The sequence below is a fragment of the Streptomyces sp. NPDC059787 genome (assembly GCF_042732315.1).
Taxonomy (GTDB): domain Bacteria; phylum Actinomycetota; class Actinomycetes; order Streptomycetales; family Streptomycetaceae; genus Streptomyces; species Streptomyces atrovirens.
Map to the genome: position 1 here is coordinate 104,239 of NZ_JBHWHX010000014.1, position 18,486 is coordinate 122,724.

Here is an 18,486-nt window from a genome sequence, read left to right on the forward strand (position 1 = left end):
TGTGCTGCGCGATGTGAAGGCTGTTCGCTATGTGACCCCGCTGAGGTCGGGCGGGTCCGTCCCCGGCGTCTTCGAGGCCGACGACCTCGGGACGTACGTCGTCAAGTTCACCGGGTCCGCGCAGGGACGCAAGGCGCTGGTCGCCGAGGTGATCGTGGGGGAGCTGGCACGGGCCCTCGGGCTGCGGTTTCCCGAGCTGGTGCTGGCGCACTTCGATCCGGCGGTGGCGGACAGCGAGCCGCACCAGGAGGTGCGGGAGCTGCACGCCGCCAGCGCCGGGGTCAATCTCGGCATGGACTACCTGTCGGGCGCGCGGGACTTCACCCCCGAGGTCGCCGAGGTCTTCCCCGTCGATCCGCTGGAGGCCGGGCGGATCGTCTGGCTGGACGCCCTCACCGTGAACGTGGACCGTACCGTCCACAGTTCCAACCTGGTGGTGTGGCCGACGCTCGGGGTCGCGCCCCCGCGGCTGTGGCTCATCGACCACGGGGCCGCGCTCGTCTTCCACCACCGCTGGGAGGGCTCCGACCCCGGTAAGGCGTACGACTTCCGTCATCACGCCCTCGGCCACTACGGGCCCGACGTACGTGCCGCCGACGCCGAACTCGCGCCGAAGGTGACCGAGGAGCTGCTGCGGTCCGTCACCGCAGAGGTCCCCGACGACTGGCTGGCCGGTGATCCCCGCTTCGCCACGCCGGACGAGGTCCGTGAGGCGTACGTGACGTATCTCCACGCGCGCGTGAGGTCCTCCCGCGCCTGGCTGCCCACCGACTTCCCCGGCCCGGACGAGCTCGCCGAGGAGAACGCCCGGCGGGCGGCGAGGACGCGGCGGGGCCGGCCGGACTGGCTGAAGCGGGTCCCCGACCTGCACGGCAAACCGGCGGCGGCCCAGGACTGGTCGGTGCACCTGGGCCGCTCGGACACGTAGGGTTCAGCCCTTGAGCTGCTCGTACGCCGGCAGGGTGAGGAAGTCGGCGTAGTCCTCGTCGAGGGAGACCTTCAGCAGCAGGTCGTGCGCCTGCTGCCAGTTGCCGGCCGCGAACGCCTCCTCGCCGACCTCCGCGCGGATGCTCGCCAGTTCCTCGGCGGCGACCTTGCGGGCCAGCTCCGCGGTGACCTGCTCGCCGTTGTCGAGGACCACCTCCGCGTTGATCCACTGCCAGATCTGGGAGCGGGAGATCTCGGCGGTGGCGGCGTCCTCCATCAGGTTGAAGATGGCGACCGCGCCGAGCCCGTTCAGCCACGCCTCGATGTAACGGATGCCCACCTGGACGGCGTTGACCAGACCCGCGTACGTCGGCCTGGCGTCGAGCGAGTCGACGGCGATGAGGTCCTCCGCCTTGACGACGACGTCCTCACGCAGGCGGTCCTTCTGGTTCGGCCGGTCGCCGAGCACCCGGTCGAAGGACTCCATGGCGATCGGGACCAGGTCGGGGTGGGCGACCCAGGAGCCGTCGAAACCGTCGTTCGCCTCACGGTCCTTGTCGGCGCGCACCTTCTCGAACGCCACCTTGTTGACCTCCGGGTCCCGGCGGGACGGGATGAACGCCGCCATGCCGCCGATCGCGTGCGCGCCGCGCCTGTGGCAGGTGCGGACGAGGAGTTCGGTGTACGCGCGCATGAACGGGGCGGTCATCGTCACCGCGTTGCGGTCCGGGAGGACGAACCTCGCCCCGCCGTCACGGAAGTTCTTGACGATGGAGAAGAGATAGTCCCAGCGGCCGGCGTTCAGGCCCGAGGCGTGGTCGCGCAGTTCGTAGAGGATCTCCTCCATCTCGTACGCGGCTGTGATCGTCTCGATCAGGACGGTGGCGCGGACCGTTCCCTGTGGCACGCCCATGTACTCCTGCGCGAAGACGAACACCTCGTTCCACAGCCGGGCCTCCAGGTGGGACTCCGTCTTGGGGAGGTAGAAGTACGGGCCCTTGCCGAGCTCGATCAGCCGCTTGGCGTTGTGGAAGAAGTACAGGCCGAAGTCGACCAGCGCGCCGGGCACCGGGGTGCCGTCCGGGTCGGTGAGGTGGCGCTCGTCCAGGTGCCACCCGCGCGGGCGCATGACGACCGTCGCCAGCTCCGCGTCCGGGCGCAGGGCGTACGACTTGCCGGACACCGGGTCGGTGAAGTCGATGTTCCGGGTGTAGGCGTCGATCAGGCTGAGCTGGCCGAGGACCACGTTCTCCCAGGTGGGCGCGGAGGCGTCCTCGAAGTCCGCGAGCCAGACCCTGGCGCCCGAGTTGAGGGCGTTGATGGTCATCTTGCGGTCGGTGGGACCGGTGATCTCGACCCGGCGGTCGTTCAGGGCCTCGGGGGCCGGGGCCACCCGCCAGGAGTCGTCCGCGCGGATCGCGGCCGTCTCCGGGAGGAAGCCGAGCGTGGAGGTGCGGGCGATCTCGGCGCGGCGCTCCGCGCGGCGGGCGAGCAGCTCGTCACGCCGGGGCGTGAACCGCCGGTGCAGCTCGGCCACGAAGGCGAGCGCCGCCTCGGTGAGGACCTCCTCCTGCCGGGGCAGGGGCTCGGCGTCGACGACGGCCAGCGGGGACGGCGCTGGTGCGGACATCAGCTGTCACTTCCTTCGGCGTGCATGGCACCGGGTGCCGGTCGACCCGGGTACGGCGGGGGACGCCCGTACGGAGGCCGGGCGCTTCTGAACAGTGGATAGTAGTTTCCTCATGGTGGAAGTTCAATGTTTTGTTGATGTCGAGATTCTCCGGGTCGAGGCAAGGTGGCGCTCGGTGCCTCCCCTCTCGCTCACCGCCGTCCCGGCTCATTCAAGGTGCGCCAGATCCGCCTCGGTGTCGATGTCGTACGCCTCGGCCACGTCGCCGCACTCGACGAGCGTGAGCCGTTCCGCGTGCTCCTTCAGATAGGCGCGTGCCCCTCGGTCGCCGGTCGCGGTCGCGGCGATCCCGGCCCAGTGCGCGGCGCCGAACAGCACCGGGTGGCCGCGCACGCCGTCGTAGGCGGCCGAGACGAGCGACTCGGGGGAGTCGTAGGCGCCGAGCACCCGGGCGACCGCCTCCGGGCCGATCCCGGGCTGGTCGACCAGCGAGACCAGTGCGGCCCGCGCGCCCGTGCCGGCCAGGGAGTCGAGGCCGGCCCGCAGTGAGGTGCCCATGCCACGTTCCCACGCGGGGTTGTCGACGAGGGCGCAGTCCGGCAGGGAGGCGCGGGCGCGTACCTCGTCCGCCCGCGCGCCGAGCACCACGTGCACCCGCGCGCAGCCGCCCGCGCGGAGGACCCCCACCGCGTGTTCCACCAGCGGCCGGCCCCGGTGTGTGAGCAGTGCCTTGGGGCGCCCGCCGAGCCGCCGCCCGCCGCCCGCGGCCAGCAGCAGTCCCACGACCTCCGTGGTGGTGTCCCCGCCCCTGTGATGTGTCGTCATGCGTCCTGCATACCGCACCCGTCGCGGGGTATCGGGACGGCGCGGGGCGGATGCCCGGGGCCGTCCCGTCACGCTGCGGAGCAACTCGATGACGCAGCGGACTGGCGCGAGGGGCCCGGGGTGGCGTTTACTGGCGCGACCGGTCGGCGGGTTGCCGCGGCCGGTCGGGGAGGCGCACGACGACGTGCCAGGGGGAGGACTGTGTTGCGCAGCGTGGAGCAGAGGCGTGTGCCCGGCAGTCAGGTGGACCCACGAGTGGCGGAGCTGCGCTCCGCCGTGTCCCGGTTACGCCGTCAACTGGCCGCCCATCCCGGGGACTTCCGGGACCGGAGCGTCGCGGAGGAGGAACTCGCCGCGCTGGCCGGGATGACCGCAGCCGGCGACCCCGAGATCCCCCGGCTGCGCCGCTCCCTGCTGCTGATCGCGGGCGCGATCGGCTCGGTGAGCGCACTGGGGCAGGGCGTGCGGGAACTGCGCGAGGCGGTGGACCTGTTCGGCACGTCACCACGCGGCTGAACGCACGCCCCGGTCAGCTCGTGGGGCCGGTGCCCGGCGTGGCGAGCGCCTCGGAGAGTTCCGCCGCGACCTGCTGGAGCACCGGCACGATCTTCTCCGTCGCCGACTCCGTGACCCGCCCCGCCGGGCCCGAGATGGAGATCGCCGCCGCCGTGGGGGAGTCCGGCACCGGCACGGCGAGGCAACGGACGCCGATCTCCTGCTCGTTGTCGTCCATCGCGTAGCCCAGGCGGCGCACGTCCTCCAGAGCGGCGAGGAAGCCGTCGGGTGTGGTGATGGTCCTGTCCGTCGCGGCGGGCATGCCCGTACGGCCGAGCAGGGCCCGTACCTCCTCCGGCGGGAAACCGGCCAGCAGGGCCTTGCCCACGCCCGTGGAGTGCGGCAGGACGCGCCGGCCGACCTCGGTGAACATCCGCATGGAGTGCTTCGACGGCACCTGCGCCACGTACACGATCTCGTCCCCGTCGAGCAGCGCCATGTTCGCCGTCTCGCCGGTCTCCTCCACCAGGCGGGCCAGATACGGCCGCGCCCAGGTGCCAAGGAGCCGGGAGGCGGACTCGCCGAGCCGGATCAGCCGCGGGCCCAGCGCGTAACGGCGGTTGGGCTGCTGGCGTACGTAGCCGCAGGCGACGAGCGTGCGCATCAGGCGGTGGATGGTCGGCAGGGGCAGTCCGCTGCTCGCGGACAGCTCGCTCAGGCCGACCTCGCCGCCCGCGTCCGCCATCCGTTCGAGCAGGTCGAAGGCGCGCTCGAGGGACTGCACGCCGCCGCTGGCGGCGGACCGGGCGGAGTCGTTGGTGCTGGCGCTGGACGTCGGCACGGCGCGTTCCTTTCGAGGCCTGGCAGGAAGGGCAGAAGCCTACCCGGCAGCCGGTCGATCGCCCGCTTGTGCGTAGCCACGTTCTGCCTGACGAAAGTCTAATTCCACTTTGTGGAATCGTCCAGAGGTGGCCGCCGGCCGGGGTCGTACGGGAAGCAGGCCCTTGACGGGCCGGAGGCGCGGGTGAAGACTCCTTCAACAGAACGTTGAATTCCATCCCGGCGGAAGGTCAGGAGGATCCGGGTGTCCGACGCCGAACAGGTGCTGCGCTCCACACGCGTCATCACTCCCGAGGGAACGCGCGCCGCGTCCGTCACGGTCGCCGGCGGCACGATCACGGCCGTCCTGCCGTACGACGCACCCGTCCCGGAAGGCGCCCGCCTGGAGGACCTCGGCGACGACGTCCTGCTGCCCGGCCTGGTCGACACCCACGTGCACGTCAACGACCCGGGCCGCACCGAGTGGGAGGGCTTCTGGACCGCCACCCGCGCGGCGGCGGCCGGCGGCATCACCACGCTGATCGACATGCCGCTCAACTCCCTCCCGCCCACCACCACCGTCGACCACCTGCGCACCAAACGGCGGGTCGCCGCCGACAAGGCCCACATCGACGTCGGCTTCTGGGGCGGCGCCCTGCCGGACAACGTCGAGGACCTGCGCCCGCTGCACGAGGCCGGCGTCTTCGGCTTCAAGGCGTTCCTGTCACCGTCGGGCGTCGACGAGTTCCCGCACCTCGACCAGGAGCGACTGGCCCGGTCCCTGGCGGAGATCGCCGCCTTCGACGGCCTGCTGATCGTGCACGCCGAGGACCCGCACCACCTCGCCGCCGCCCCGCAGCACGGCGGCCCGAAGTACGCCGACTTCCTCGCCTCCCGCCCGCGCGACGCCGAGGACACCGCCATCGCGCACCTCGTCGACCAGGCGAAACGTCTGGGCGCGCGTGTGCACGTACTCCACCTCTCCTCAGGCGACGCGCTCCCCGTGATCGCCGCGGCCAAGGCGGACGGCGTACGCGTCACCGTCGAGACCTGCCCCCACTACCTCACCCTCACCGCGGAGGAAGTCCCGGACGGCGCCAGCGAGTTCAAGTGCTGCCCGCCCATCCGCGAGGCCGCCAACCAGGATCTGCTCTGGCAGGCCCTGGCGGACGGCACCATCGACTGCGTCGTCACCGACCACTCCCCGTCCACCGCCGACCTCAAGACGGACGACTTCTCGACCGCCTGGGGCGGCATCTCCGGCCTCCAGCTCAGCCTGCCGGCCGTCTGGACCGAGGCCCGCGGACGCGGCCACGGCCTGGAGGACGTGGTGCGCTGGATGTCGACGCGTACGGCGGCGCTCGTCGGACTCGACGCGCGCAAGGGTGCCATCGCGCCCGGCCGCGACGCCGACTTCGCCGTCCTCGCCCCCGACGAGACCTTCACCGTCGACCCGGCGGCGCTCCAGCACCGCAACCGTGTGACGGCGTACGCGGGCAGGACCCTGTACGGCGTCGTGAAGTCCACCTGGCTGCGCGGCAGGCGCGTCGTCGCCGACGGCGCGTTCACCGAACCGAAGGGCCGCCTGCTCACCCGTTCCCACCAGCACTGAAAGGCAGGACCAGATCACCGTGACGGCGATCGAGAGCTTCACCGGCGACGCACACCCCTACAGCGGCGGTGACCCGTACGCGGACTACCGCACCGCCGACTTCCCCTTCACCCACCACGCCGACCTCGCCGACCGCCGGCTCGGCGCCGGGGTCATCGCCGCCAACGACGAGTTCTTCGCCCAGCGCGAGAACCTCCTGCTGCCCGGGCGCGCCGAGTTCGACCCCGAGCACTTCGGGCACAAGGGCAAGATCATGGACGGCTGGGAGACCCGGCGCCGGCGCGGCACCTCCGCCGAACATCCCTGGCCGACGGACGAGGACCACGACTGGGCGCTGATCCGGCTCGGCGCGCCCGGAATCGTCCGCGGGATCGTCGTGGACACCGCCCACTTCCGCGGCAACCACCCGCAGGCCGTCTCCGTCGAGGGCACCTCGGTGGCGGGCTCCCCGTCCCCGGAGGAGCTGCTCTCGGACGACGTGAAGTGGACGACGCTCGTCCCGCGCACCCCGGTCGGCGGCCACGCGGCCAACGGCTTCGCCGTCACGGACGAACAGCGCTTCACCCACCTGCGCCTCAAGCAGCACCCCGACGGGGGCATCGCCCGGCTGCGCGTGTACGGCGAGGTCGTGCCCGATCCGGCGTGGCTGGCGGCACTCGGCACCTTCGACGTCGTCGCGCTGGAGAACGGCGGCCGGGTCGAGGACGCCTCGGACCGCTTCTACTCACCGGCCGCCAACACCATCCGGCCCGGCCGCTCCCGGAAGATGGACGACGGCTGGGAGACCCGCCGCCGCCGCGACCGGGGCCACGACTGGATCCGCTACCGCCTGGTCGCCCGCTCGCGGATCCGCGCCCTGGAGATCGACACGGCGTACCTGAAGGGCAACAGCGCCGGCTGGGCGTCGGTCTCGGTGAAGGACGGCGACGACGCCGACTGGCGGGAGATCCTCCCCCGCACCCGCCTCCAGCCCGACACCGACCACCGCTTCGTCCTCCCCGCCCCGGCGACCGCCACCCACGCCCGCGTGGACATCCACCCCGACGGCGGCATCTCCCGCCTCCGCCTCTTCGGCTCCCTGACCGAACAGAGCACCTGACCCACCACAGCCGCAGCCGCGGGCAGTCGTGCCCACACAGCCGCGGGCAGCCGTGCCCACACAGCCGCGGGCAGTCGTACCGACATAGCTGCGGGCAGTCGTGCCGCTGGGGCGGCACGGGTGGGCGCAGCGGCACCCGGCAACCGCCGGCAGAGCACCCCTCACGCACGGCACCCGGCAACCGCCGGCAGAGCAACCCTCACGCACGGCACCCCACAACCGCCGGCAGCCCCCCGGGACGTGGCGACTGTCACCCCAGCCGCCACGCCCAGCCAGACATCACGCCGCGTGCCCCCCGTCCACCGAGAACTCCGCCCCGGTGACATACGCCGCCCCCGCCAGATGCGCGATCGTCTCCGCGACCTCCTCCGCCCTCCCGAACCGCCCCACCGCGGTCATCGCCACCTGCCCGTCCGCATAAGGTCCGCCCGCCGGGTTCATGTCCGTGTCGATCGGCCCCGGATGGACGATGTTCGCCGTGATCCCCCGCCCGCCCAGCTCCCGGGCCAGCGCCTTCGTCAGCCCCACCAACGCCGACTTGCTCATCGCGTACAGCGTCCCGCCCGGCCCGGGCACCCGCTGGGTCATACACGTACCGACGGTGATGATCCGCCCCCCGCGCGGCATGAAGGCGACCGCCGCGCGGGAGGCGAGGAAGACCCCGCGCACGTTCACCGCGAGCACCCGGTCGACATCCGCGAGGGACAGCGTCTCCACCGGCCCGAGCACGCCGACCCCCGCGTTGTTCACCAGCACGTCCAGCCGCCCCAGCTCCCGCGCGGCGGCGGTCACCGCCCCGGCCGCCTCCTCCGGGTCACCGGCGTCCGCACGCAGGGCCACCGCGCGGCGCCCCAGCGCCTCCACGGCCCGCACGACCTCCTCGGCCGCCTCCTTGCCGTTCACGTACGTCACCGCGACGTCCGCGCCCTCCCGCGCCAGCCGCAGCGCCGTCGCCGCGCCGATCCCACGGCTGCCCCCGGTGACCAGGGCCGCCTCGCCGAGCAGGGTCTTCTCCACAGTGTGAGTCGTCATGCGTCCATCCCAGCGCTCCCGCCCCCGACGCGCTGGCGGCGAACGGACGTCGACCTGACGCAACGCCGATGAGTTGCGGGCCCCGCCGGGGTCTGAGCTGATGACGGCACGCCCCACCCCCGTACCGGAAGGCAGGAACCCGTCATGGGCAAGCTCGTAGTCACCACCTTCGTCACCCTCGACGGCGTCTACCAGGCCCCCGGCGGCCCCCAGGAGGACACCAGGGACGGCTTCGAACAGGGAGGCTGGAGCGTCCCCTACGGAGACGAGGACTTCGGCCGGTTCGTCAACGGGGTCTTCTCCCGCGTGGGCGCCTTCCTCCTCGGCCGTCGTACGTACGACATCTTCGCCTCGTACTGGCCGAAGATGACCGACCCCGCCGACCCGGTCGCCGGCAAACTGAACGCGCTGCCGAAGTACGTCGCCTCCGCCGGCCTCACCGACCCCGAATGGGCCGGCACCACCGTGATCCGCGGCGACCTCGCCAAGGAGGTCACCGCCCTCAAGGAGCGCACCGACGGCGAGCTCCAGCTCCACGGCAGCGGCGCCCTCGCCCGGTCCCTGTTCGCGCTCGACCTCGTGGACACCCTGCACCTGCTGACCTTCCCGGTCGTCCTCGGAGCCGGGCGCCGCCTGTTCCCGGAGGGCTCGATGCCGAGCGCCTTCCGGCACACCGGCGGAGAGATCACCGCCGCGGGCGTGTCCATCCAGACCTACGACTTCTCCGGCCGCCCCGAGTACGGCTCGTACGAGCTCCCGGAGAACGCCTGACACCGGCCGCACCGGTGGACGCCGCCACCCGGACGGCGGTGTCAGCCGGGCTTCCGGCTCTCCGCGGCGGCGAACAGGGCGCCGCTCAGCACCAGCAGGGCGATGCTCGCGAAGAGTTCGTAACCGTCGAGGAACGAGAACCGGTGGACGAGCCCCCAGTCCCAGCCGGCGAGCTCGCTCACCAGACCCGCCACCCCCTGCACCAAGGCGAGGAAACCCAGAACCTCCAGCAATTGCTTCATGCCACCGACTCTCGCCCCGCGGACACCCCACCCGCATCGGCCGCGAGACGGGCCCTGCCCGACCGAAGACGGCACTCCGCGCCGGCCGGAGCGCCGAAAGTCTGCGGTGCCGCGACTTCGGTAGCCGATCCCGCCGGCGAGGCTGTGCCGGGGCCGCCCCCTGCGTAGATTTGCCGACCGTGACTGGTGACAAGGCGGCGCAGACCGCCCCGGTGTTCACGGGGCGCCGATGGTTCTTCCCGTCCGCCCTCATCCACGAACTCGACCCCGACGCGGCCCGCTCCGGGCGACGGCCCCGGCGCACCGCGCGCGACTGGGCCGTCGACTTCGCCTGCTTCCTGCTGGCCGTGCTCGTGGGCCTGGCGGGCGCCGACACGCTCCGCGACAACCACGACATCCCGCACGCGCTGGCCGTCGCCGACCAGGTGCTCGGCGCGCTGTCGTGCGCCGCGCTCTGGCTGCGCCGGCGCTGGCCGCTCGCGCTGGCCGCCGTGATGATCCCGGTCAGCTTCGTCTCGGAGACCTCCGGCGGCGTGGCGATCATCTCCCTGTTCACGCTCGCCGTGCACCGGCCCTTCCGGTACGTGGCCTGGGTGGGCGGTATCCAGGCGGCGCTCGTCCCGCTGTACTTCTGGTGGCGCCCCGACCCCGACCTGCCGTACCTCGCCGTGCTCGTCCTCTTCCTCGTGCTGACGGCCGCGACCGTCGGCTGGGGCATGTTCGTACGGTCCAAACGGCAGCTCATGCTGAGCCTGCGGGACCGTGCGCGGCGGGCCGAGACCGAGGCGCGGCTGCGGGCCGAGCAGGCGCAGCGGCTCGCGCGGGAGGCCATCGCGCGGGAGATGCACGACGTGCTCGCGCACCGGCTGACGCTGCTGAGCGTGCACGCGGGCGCCCTGGAGTTCCGGCCCGACGCCCCGCGCGCGGAGGTCGCGCGGGCGGCCGGCGTCATCCGGGAGAGCGCGCACGAGGCGCTGCAGGACCTGCGGGAGATCATCGGTGTGCTGCGGGCCGGTGACGCCGACGACGCGGGCCGGCCGCAGCCGACGCTCGCGGCGCTCGACCCCCTGGTCGCCGAGTCCCGGCAGGCCGGCATGAAGATCACCCTGGACCAGCGGGTCACCGACCCGGCCGCCGTCCCCGCCTCCGTCGGCCGCACCGCCTACCGCATCGCCCAGGAGGGCCTGACCAACGCCCGCAAGCACGCCCCCGGCACGGAGGTCACCGTGTCGGTCACCGGCGGCCCGGGGGAGGGCCTCACCGTGACCGTGCGCAACCCCGCGCCGGAGGGGGACGTACCGCATGTGCCCGGCGCCGGGCAGGGCCTGATCGGTCTCACCGAACGGGCGACCCTGGCGGGCGGCGCCCTGGAGCACGGGCCCGCCCCCGACGGCGGGTTCGAGGTACGGGCCCGGCTGCCGTGGGGCTGAACCGGGAGCGGCCGGTACGTGTGTCCCCGCCCCGCACGGCCGTGATTACCTACGGGCCATGACTGCGATCAGAGTGCTCCTCGTCGACGACGACCCGCTGGTGCGGGCCGGGCTGTCCTTCATGATGGGCGGCGCGGACGACATCGAGATCGTCGGTGAGGCCGCCGACGGCGGCGAGGTCGAGGCGCTCGTCGACCGTACCCGGCCGCACGTCGTCCTCATGGACATCCGGATGCCGACGGTGGACGGTCTCACCGCCACCGAGTCGCTGCGCCGGCGCGAGGACGCCCCGCAGGTCGTGGTGCTCACCACCTTCCACGCCGACGAGCAGGTGCTGCGCGCGCTCCGCGCGGGCGCCGCCGGGTTCGTCCTCAAGGACACCCCGCCCGCCGAGATCGTCGCCGCGGTGCGCCGGGTCGCGGCCGGCGACCCGGTGCTGTCACCGACCGTCACCCGGCAGTTGATGGCACACGCGGCCGGCACCGCCGCCGACACGCGGCGCACACGCGCGCGTGCGCGCGTCGCGGACCTCAACGACCGGGAACGCGAGGTCGCCGTCGCGGTGGGCCGGGGCCTGGCCAACGCCGACATCGCCACCGAGCTCTACCTGAGCGTGGCCACCGTCAAGACCCACGTCTCCCGGATCCTGGCCAAGCTCGGCCTCAACAACCGCGTGCAGATCGCCCTGCTGGCCCATGACGCCGGCCTCCTGGAGGAGCCCGGGGACCGCTGATCTCAGGTGTACGCCGCCGCCGTCGCCCCGCTCACCAGCTCCGTCGGCCGGACCGGTCTGCGCTCCCGCCGGGACAGCTCGCACGCCTCCGCGATCAGCAGCGCCTGCAGGGCCTCCCGCCCGTCGCACGGGTTGGCCCGCTCGCCCCGCACCACCTCGACGAACGCGACCAGTTCGGCCTCGTACGCGGGCCCGAACCGCTCCAGGAACCCCGTCCACGGCTTGTCCGCGGCCGGCGGCCCGGTCGGCTCGGTGGACGCGATCGGCGTACGGTCGTCCAGGCCGACGGCGATCTGGTCCCGCTCCCCGGCGAGCTCCATGCGCACGTCGTAGCCGGCTCCGTTCAGCCGGGTCGCGGTGACCGTGGCGAGCGTGCCGTCGTCGAGGGTGAGGAGCGCCGCGCCGGTGTCCACGTCGCCCGCCTCGCGGAACATCGCGGGCCCGGCGTCGGACCCGGCCGCGTAGACCTCCGTGACCTCCCGGCCGGTCACCCAGCGCAGCATGTCGAAGTCGTGGATCAGGGCGTCCCGGTACAGCCCGCCGGACTGCGGCAGATACCCGGCCGGTGGCGGCTCCGCGTCGCCGGCCATCGCCCGTACGGTGTGCAGCCGCCCGAGCCTGCCCGAGCGCACCGCCTCCCGCGCGCCCGTGTACCCGACGTCGAAACGGCGCTGGAACCCCATCTGCAGGACGGTCCCGGCCGTCTCGACCTCCGTGATCGCCTGTAACGTGCCCGCCAGGTCCAGGGCGATGGGCTTCTCGCAGAACACCGGCAGCCCCGCGCGGGCCGCCCGGCCGATCAGATCGGCGTGGGCGGACGTGGCCGCGGTGATCACCACGGCGTCCACTCCCCAGGTGTAGATCTCGTCCACTCCGGGTGCCGCCGTCTCGCCGAGCCGGTGGGCGAGGGCCTGCGCCCGCGCCGGATCGACGTCCGTGAGGATCAGGGAGCCGACGTCGCGGTGCCTGCTGAGTGTGTGGGCGTGAATGGTGCCGAGACGGCCCGTACCGATGACCCCGATGCGCATGGAAACAAAGTGGGGCCCGCGTCGCTCCCTGTCAATGCGTATGTCCGGACAACCGAACTACACAACTTCCCGTCAACAGCGCGCGGGGCTACGCTCGGCCCGTGCCGAAACCAGAAGTGGACCCGACCGTACAGCTGGAGCTGAGCGTGGACCGCGGCTCCCCCGTGCCGTTGTACTTCCAGCTGTCCCGGCAGCTGGAGTCCGCCATCGAGCACGGCGTGCTGACCCCCGGCACCCTGCTGGGCAACGAGATCGAGCTCGCCGCGCGGCTCGGCCTGTCCCGGCCGACCGTCCGCCAGGCCATCCAGTCCCTCGTCGACAAGGGCCTGCTGGTGCGCCGCCGCGGGGTCGGCACCCAGGTGGTGCACAGCAAGGTCAAACGTCCGCTGGAGCTCAGCAGCCTCTACGACGACCTGGAGGCGGCCGGTCAGCGCCCTGCCACGAAAGTGCTGGTCAACACCGTCGTGGCGGCGTCCGCCGAGGTCGCGGCCGCGCTCGGGGTGGCCGAGGACAGCGAGGTCCACCGGATCGAACGGCTGCGGCTCACCCACGGGGAGCCGATGGCGTACCTGTGCAACTACCTGCCGCCCGGCCTGCTCGACCTGGACACCGGCCGGCTGGAGGCCACCGGCCTGTACCGGCTGATGCGGGCCGCCGGGATCACCCTGCACAGCGCCCGCCAGACCATCGGCGCCCGTGCCGCCACCGCCGGCGAGGCCGAGCGGCTCGGGGAGGAGACCGGCGCCCCGCTGCTCACCATGGAGCGCGTGACCTTCGACGACACCGGCCGCGCGGTGGAGTTCGGCACCCACACCTACCGGCCCTCCCGCTACTCGTTCGAATTCCAACTGCTTGTACGGTCCTGACAATTCGCCGCGGCGTACACACCGTGCCGTCTTAATGTCAGGACAATGTGACCGGATTCCGCTCCCCGCGCGGGGACGCCCGATGCCCGTGTTCGAGAATGGGGCGTTTGGGGCCGGTGCGGTCATCGGCCCCTTGCACACGCAAGAGCACAGCAAGAAGGGCAAGTCCTCGTGTCACGGTTTTCGACCTGGGTGGGCATCGCGCTGGCGGGGGCGCTGAGTCTCTCGCTCGCGGGATGCAGCAGTACCGGCGGCAAACGGGCGGAGGACGCCCGCGCGGCCGCGGCGGCCCAGGGGCGGGCGGCGGTGAACACCCCCCGCTGGACCTTCGCGATGGTCACCCACGCGGGAGACGGCGACACCTTCTGGGACATCGTCCGCGGCGGCGCCGAGCAGGCCGCGGTGAAGGACAACATCCACTTCCTCTACTCGCACGACGACGAGGCCCAGCAGCAGGCGCAGCTCGTGGACGCGGCCGTCGACAAGAAGGTGGACGGCATCATCGTCACCCTCGCCAAGCCGGACGCGATGAAGGCGTCCCTCGCCCGCGCCCGCGAGGCCGGCATCCCGGTCGTCACCGTGAACAGCGGCTCGGCCGAGTCCAAGGAGTTCGGCGCGCTCACCCACATCGGCCAGGACGAGACGATCGCCGGCGAGGCGGTCGGCGAGGAACTGAACGAGCGGGGCCGCAAGAAGGCCCTCTGCGTCCTGCACGAGCAGGGCAACGTCGGTCACGAGCAGCGCTGCGACGGTGTGGAGAAGACCTTCGACGGCACGCTGGTCCGCCTCCACGTCAACGGCACGAGCATGCCCGACGTGCAGTCGGCGATCGAGGCCCGGCTCCAGTCCGACGCGGCCGTGGACGCCGTCGTCACCCTCGGCGCCCCCTACGCCGACACCGCCGCGAAGGCCCGCGAGGGCGCGGGCAGCGACGCCGAGATCGACACCTTCGACCTCAACGCCAAGGTCGCCGCCGGCCTGAAGGACGGCAGCCTCGGCTTCGCCGTCGACCAGCAGCCCTACCTCCAGGGCTACGAGGCGGTCGACCTGCTGTGGCTGTACCGGTACAACGCCGACGTCCTCGGCGGCGGCCGGCCCGTGCTCACCGGACCGCAGGTCATCACCAAGGACGACGCCGCCGCGCTCGAGGACTACACGCAGCGGGGCACCCGATGAGCGCGACGACTCCCGGCGCATCCCCCGATGTCCCTTCCGGTGCCTCTGATGAAAGGTTTCTGCGCAGTTCTTCGCCGCTCCAGCGGCTGCTGACCAGACCCGAGCTCGGCTCCCTCGTCGGCGCGATCGCCGTCTTCTGCTGCTTCGCCCTCGCCGCCGACGGCTTCCTGCGTGCCTCCAGCCTCGGCACCGTGCTCTACGCGTCCTCCACCATCGGCATCATGGCCGTCCCGGTGGCGCTGCTGATGATCGGCGGCGAGTTCGACCTGTCGGCCGGGGTCCTGGTCACGTCGTCGGCACTGGTGTCGTCGATGTTCAGCTACCAGATGACCGCCAACGTCTGGGTCGGCGTCGGCGTGTCCCTGCTGGTCACGCTCGCCGTCGGCGCCTTCAACGGGATCATGCTGGCCCGCACGAAACTGCCGAGCTTCATCGTCACGCTCGGCACCTTCCTGATGCTGACCGGCATGAACCTCGGCTTCACCAAGCTGATCGGCGGCACCGTCTCCACCAGGACCATCGCCGACATGGAGGGCTTCACCACCGCGCGGGCCCTGTTCGCGTCGACCCTCACCGTCGGCGGCACGCACATCAAGGTCACCGTCCTGTGGTGGCTCGCCCTGGTCGCCCTCGGCAGCTGGATCCTGCTGCGCACCCGCGCCGGCAACTGGATCTTCGCGGTCGGCGGCAACGAGAACGCCGCCCGCGCGGTGGGCGTCCCCGTGGCCCGGACCAGGACCGCCCTCTACATGGGCGTCGCCTTCGGCGCCTGGATCTGCGGCCAGCACCTGCTCTTCTCCTACGACGTCGTCCAGTCCGGCGAGGGCGTCGGCAACGAGCTGATCTACATCATCGCGGCCGTCATCGGCGGCTGTCTGATCACCGGCGGCCACGGCAGCGCCGTCGGCTCGGCGGTCGGCGCGCTGCTCTTCGGAATGACCAGCAAGGGCATCGTCTTCGCCGAGTGGAACCCCGACTGGTTCAAGTTCTTCCTCGGAGCGATGCTGCTCCTCGCCACCCTGCTCAACACCTGGGTACGCCGCCGCGCGGAGGCATCGAAATGACACGGACCGACTCCCGTACGGCCCTCGTGGAGCTGTCCGGCGTCAGCAAGCACTACGGCAACGTCCGCGCCCTCGAAGGCGTCTCGCTGGAGGTGCGCGCGGGCGAGATCACCTGTGTGCTGGGCGACAACGGCGCCGGCAAGTCCACCCTGATCAAGATCATCGCGGGACTGCACCGGCACGACGGCGGCACCCTCGCCCTCGACGGCCAGGAGACCCGCCTCGCCTCCCCGCGCGAGGCCCTGGACCGGGGCATCGCCACCGTCCACCAGGACCTGGCCGTCGTCCCGCTGATGCCGGTCTGGCGGAACTTCTTCCTCGGCTCCGAGCCGCGCAAGGGCATCGGCCCCTTCAAGCGCATGGACGTCGACCACATGCGCCGCACCACCCGCGCGGAACTCCTCCGCATGGGCATCGACCTCCGCGACGTCGACCAGCCCATCGGCACCCTCTCCGGCGGCGAACGCCAGTGCGTGGCCATCGCCCGCGCGGTGCACTTCGGAGCGAAGGTCCTCGTCCTGGACGAACCGACGGCGGCCCTGGGCGTGAAACAGTCGGGCGTGGTCCTGAAGTACGTGTCGGCAGCACGCGACGAGGGCCTGGGCGTCGTCCTCATCACCCACAACCCGCACCACGCGTATCTGGTGGGGGACCGGTTCGTCCTGCTGAAGCGCGGCACGATGGTCGGCAACCACACCCGTGACGAGATCACCCTGGACGAGCTGACGAGCCAGATGGCGGGAGGCAACGAGCTGGACGATCTACGCCACGAACTGCAGTTGGCCCAGGGTCGCGGGGCTGTATAGATCTGCGGCTCCGCCGCGTGGGCGCGGGAAACCACGACGCACCCGCACCCGACAATGATCCACACCACGCACCCGGGATCCATTCGGCACCCGGCGGAGCCGTGCGGCACAATCGCACACGATGAGCACCTACCGCGACTTCACCGCCCCCATCGGCTCCCGCCGCGCCCCGGTCCTGAGAACCGTCGGCACCCGTGAGCGCCGCTCCCACCTGACGGCGCCCCGTGTCCCGACGGTCGGCATCGACATCGGCGGCACCAAGGTGATGGCGGGCGTCGTCGACGCCGACGGCAACATCCTGGAACGGCTGCGCACGGAGACCCCGGACAAGTCCAAGAGCCCCAAGGTCGTCGAGGACACCATCGTCGAACTGGTGCTGGACCTGTCCGACCGGCACGACGTGCACGCGGTCGGCATCGGCGCGGCCGGCTGGGTCGACGCCGACCGCAACCGCGTGCTGTTCGCCCCCCACCTGTCCTGGCGCAACGAACCGCTGCGCGACCGGATCGCCGAACGCCTCGCCGTCCCCGTCCTGGTGGACAACGACGCCAACACCGCCGCCTGGGCCGAGTGGCGCTTCGGCGCCGGCCGCGGCGAGGACCACCTCGTCATGATCACGCTCGGCACCGGCATCGGCGGGGCGATCCTGGAGGACGGGCAGGTCAAGCGCGGCAAGTACGGAGTGGCCGGCGAGTTCGGCCACATGCAGGTCGTCCCCGGCGGCCACCGCTGCCCCTGCGGCAACCGCGGCTGCTGGGAGCAGTACAGCTCCGGCAACGCACTGGTCCGCGAGGCCCGCGAGCTGGCCGCCGCCGACTCACCGGTCGCCTACGGGATCATCGAGCACGTCAAGGGCAACATCGCCGACATCAGCGGCCCGATGATCACCGAGCTGGCCCGTGAGGGCGACGCCATGTGCATCGAGCTGCTCCAGGACATCGGGCAGTGGCTCGGCGTCGGCATCGCCAACCTCGCCGCCGCCCTCGACCCCTCCTGCTTCGTCATCGGCGGTGGCGTCTCCGCCGCCGACGACCTGCTGATCGGCCCCGCGCGGGACGCCTTCAAGCGGCACCTCACCGGCCGCGGCTACCGCCCCGAGGCCCACATCGTCCGCGCCCAGCTCGGCCCCGAGGCCGGCATGGTCGGCGCCGCCGACCTCGCCCGGCTGGTCGCCCGCCGCTTCCGCCGCGCCAAGCGCCGCCGGGTCGAGCGGTACGAACGCTACGAGCGGTACGCGGAGGCCCGCCGTACCACCCAGGAGTCGCTGTGAGCGACGGGTTCCCCCAGCCGCCGGCCCTCCCGGGCGCGCCCCGCCCGGCCGAGGACCGGCGGCACATGATCCGCCGCAGGGCACTCACCCTGCTGATCATCGTGCTGCTCATCGGCGTCCCGGCCGGGTACCTGGTGATCTCCGCGAACCAGAGCCGGGCCAGTGGCAAGGACAAGGAGGCGAAGTACTCCGCGACCGGCCTCACCGAGGGCTGGCCGTCGAAGGTGCAGCGCCGCCTCTACCAGGTGCCCGTCCCGCACCCCGCCTGGTGGGTGGCCTCCTACGAGACCAACAACTGGAGGACCAGCCGCCTCTACGTCGAGTTCGAGACCACCGACGCGGGCCTGAGCGCCTTCCTCACCAGCATGGGTGTGCGGGAGAGCGGCCTGAAGCAGGACGACATCACCATCAGCGAGCGCGACCGGGAGATCACCGGCTGGACGTTCGACGGACCCGGCACCTGGTCCGGCCTCGTCCACGAGCAGAAGGACCCGGCGCCCACCCACGACGTCGTCGTCAACCATGACAAGCCGGGCTACCCGAGGGTGTACGTCGTCTCCCGCACCGTGCCCTGATCCCGCCCGCCCCACCGGCCGCCGGGGCCGATTGTCAGACCCCGCCCGTAGAGTCGGGGACGACTGATCCGACGGACGGGCGGGAG

Annotated in this window: 19 protein-coding genes; 13 read left to right on the forward strand and 6 right to left on the reverse strand. The window is 72.2% G+C overall.

The window, feature by feature from the left end:
* Nucleotide 1: 1 nt before the first annotated feature.
* Nucleotides 2–928, forward strand: coding sequence for a HipA family kinase (locus ACFV5H_RS16140; RefSeq protein ID WP_385052822.1), 927 nt, complete (start codon nucleotides 2–4; stop codon nucleotides 926–928).
* A 3-nt stretch (nucleotides 929–931) separates the two neighbouring features.
* Here ACFV5H_RS16140 and aceB read toward each other — a convergent pair whose 3' ends face one another.
* Entirely contained in the window at nucleotides 932–2,557 is a 1,626-nt protein-coding gene (aceB, locus tag ACFV5H_RS16145; protein ID WP_385195278.1) for a malate synthase A, read from the reverse strand.
* Between the two features lie 207 nt (nucleotides 2,558–2,764).
* Nucleotides 2,765–3,382 (reverse strand): NTP transferase domain-containing protein, encoded by a 618-nt coding sequence (locus ACFV5H_RS16150; protein WP_385052817.1) that lies wholly within the window; start codon nucleotides 3,380–3,382, stop codon nucleotides 2,765–2,767.
* Between the two features lie 201 nt (nucleotides 3,383–3,583).
* On the opposite strand from ACFV5H_RS16150, the gene ACFV5H_RS16155 reads away from it, so the two are divergent.
* Nucleotides 3,584–3,898, forward strand: a complete 315-nt coding sequence (locus tag ACFV5H_RS16155) for a DUF5955 family protein (RefSeq protein ID WP_385195280.1) — start codon at nucleotides 3,584–3,586, stop codon at nucleotides 3,896–3,898.
* Nucleotides 3,899–3,911: 13 nt separating this feature from the next.
* On the opposite strand, the gene ACFV5H_RS16160 is transcribed toward ACFV5H_RS16155, so the two are convergent.
* Nucleotides 3,912–4,718: an IclR family transcriptional regulator gene (locus ACFV5H_RS16160; RefSeq protein WP_385052812.1), complete on the reverse strand. Its 807-nt coding sequence runs from the start codon at nucleotides 4,716–4,718 to the stop codon at nucleotides 3,912–3,914.
* Nucleotides 4,719–4,961: 243 nt separating this feature from the next.
* On the opposite strand from ACFV5H_RS16160, the gene allB reads away from it, so the two are divergent.
* Together allB and alc are read left to right on the forward strand one after the other, a co-directional pair.
* Nucleotides 4,962–6,308 carry an allantoinase AllB gene (allB, locus tag ACFV5H_RS16165; RefSeq protein WP_385195283.1) on the forward strand — a complete coding sequence of 449 codons (1,347 nt, stop codon included), beginning with the start codon at nucleotides 4,962–4,964 and terminating at the stop codon, nucleotides 6,306–6,308.
* A 19-nt stretch (nucleotides 6,309–6,327) separates the two neighbouring features.
* Nucleotides 6,328–7,407, forward strand: coding sequence for an allantoicase (gene alc, locus ACFV5H_RS16170; protein ID WP_385052806.1), 1,080 nt, complete (start codon nucleotides 6,328–6,330; stop codon nucleotides 7,405–7,407).
* 279 nt (nucleotides 7,408–7,686) lie between these two features.
* Here the strand turns inward: alc and ACFV5H_RS16175 are convergent, their stop codons facing one another.
* Complete coding sequence (locus ACFV5H_RS16175) at nucleotides 7,687–8,439, reverse strand: SDR family oxidoreductase (protein ID WP_385195285.1); 753 nt, start codon at nucleotides 8,437–8,439, stop codon at nucleotides 7,687–7,689.
* 144 nt (nucleotides 8,440–8,583) lie between these two features.
* Here ACFV5H_RS16175 and ACFV5H_RS16180 point away from each other — a divergent pair, with 144 nt between their 5' ends.
* Nucleotides 8,584–9,210, forward strand: coding sequence for a dihydrofolate reductase family protein (locus ACFV5H_RS16180; RefSeq protein ID WP_385195288.1), 627 nt, complete (start codon nucleotides 8,584–8,586; stop codon nucleotides 9,208–9,210).
* Between the two features lie 41 nt (nucleotides 9,211–9,251).
* On the opposite strand, the gene ACFV5H_RS16185 is transcribed toward ACFV5H_RS16180, so the two are convergent.
* Nucleotides 9,252–9,452 carry a hypothetical protein gene (locus tag ACFV5H_RS16185; RefSeq protein WP_344566122.1) on the reverse strand — a complete coding sequence of 67 codons (201 nt, stop codon included), beginning with the start codon at nucleotides 9,450–9,452 and terminating at the stop codon, nucleotides 9,252–9,254.
* Between the two features lie 179 nt (nucleotides 9,453–9,631).
* Between ACFV5H_RS16185 and ACFV5H_RS16190 the strand changes: the two genes are divergently transcribed.
* Both ACFV5H_RS16190 and ACFV5H_RS16195 read left to right on the forward strand, forming a co-directional pair.
* Complete coding sequence (locus ACFV5H_RS16190; RefSeq protein ID WP_385052797.1) at nucleotides 9,632–10,882, forward strand: histidine kinase; 1,251 nt, start codon at nucleotides 9,632–9,634, stop codon at nucleotides 10,880–10,882.
* 58 nt (nucleotides 10,883–10,940) lie between these two features.
* Nucleotides 10,941–11,615 (forward strand): response regulator, encoded by a 675-nt coding sequence (locus tag ACFV5H_RS16195; protein WP_385195291.1) that lies wholly within the window; start codon nucleotides 10,941–10,943, stop codon nucleotides 11,613–11,615.
* 2 nt (nucleotides 11,616–11,617) lie between these two features.
* Here the strand turns inward: ACFV5H_RS16195 and ACFV5H_RS16200 are convergent, their stop codons facing one another.
* Complete coding sequence (locus tag ACFV5H_RS16200; RefSeq protein ID WP_385052791.1) at nucleotides 11,618–12,643, reverse strand: Gfo/Idh/MocA family oxidoreductase; 1,026 nt, start codon at nucleotides 12,641–12,643, stop codon at nucleotides 11,618–11,620.
* Nucleotides 12,644–12,759: 116 nt separating this feature from the next.
* Here ACFV5H_RS16200 and ACFV5H_RS16205 point away from each other — a divergent pair, with 116 nt between their 5' ends.
* From ACFV5H_RS16205 to ACFV5H_RS16230, 6 genes are all read left to right on the forward strand, one after another.
* Nucleotides 12,760–13,509 carry a GntR family transcriptional regulator gene (locus ACFV5H_RS16205; protein WP_385052860.1) on the forward strand — a complete coding sequence of 250 codons (750 nt, stop codon included), beginning with the start codon at nucleotides 12,760–12,762 and terminating at the stop codon, nucleotides 13,507–13,509.
* Nucleotides 13,510–13,680: 171 nt separating this feature from the next.
* Nucleotides 13,681–14,685: a sugar ABC transporter substrate-binding protein gene (locus ACFV5H_RS16210; RefSeq protein WP_385052788.1), complete on the forward strand. Its 1,005-nt coding sequence runs from the start codon at nucleotides 13,681–13,683 to the stop codon at nucleotides 14,683–14,685.
* Nucleotides 14,682–15,749 carry an ABC transporter permease gene (locus ACFV5H_RS16215; protein ID WP_385052786.1) on the forward strand — a complete coding sequence of 356 codons (1,068 nt, stop codon included), beginning with the start codon at nucleotides 14,682–14,684 and terminating at the stop codon, nucleotides 15,747–15,749. The genes ACFV5H_RS16210 and ACFV5H_RS16215 overlap by 4 nt, the downstream gene beginning before the upstream one ends.
* Nucleotides 15,746–16,555 (forward strand): ATP-binding cassette domain-containing protein, encoded by an 810-nt coding sequence (locus tag ACFV5H_RS16220; RefSeq protein WP_385052783.1) that lies wholly within the window; start codon nucleotides 15,746–15,748, stop codon nucleotides 16,553–16,555. Before ACFV5H_RS16215 ends, ACFV5H_RS16220 begins: the two co-directional genes overlap by 4 nt.
* A 121-nt stretch (nucleotides 16,556–16,676) precedes the next feature.
* The gene (locus tag ACFV5H_RS16225) at nucleotides 16,677–17,825 is read left to right on the forward strand and encodes an ROK family glucokinase (protein WP_030869668.1); all 1,149 of its coding nucleotides are present in this window, start codon (nucleotides 16,677–16,679) and stop codon (nucleotides 17,823–17,825) included.
* Nucleotides 17,822–18,400 carry a sugar kinase gene (locus ACFV5H_RS16230; RefSeq protein WP_385052779.1) on the forward strand — a complete coding sequence of 193 codons (579 nt, stop codon included), beginning with the start codon at nucleotides 17,822–17,824 and terminating at the stop codon, nucleotides 18,398–18,400. The genes ACFV5H_RS16225 and ACFV5H_RS16230 overlap by 4 nt, the downstream gene beginning before the upstream one ends.
* Nucleotides 18,401–18,486 lie beyond the last annotated feature (86 nt).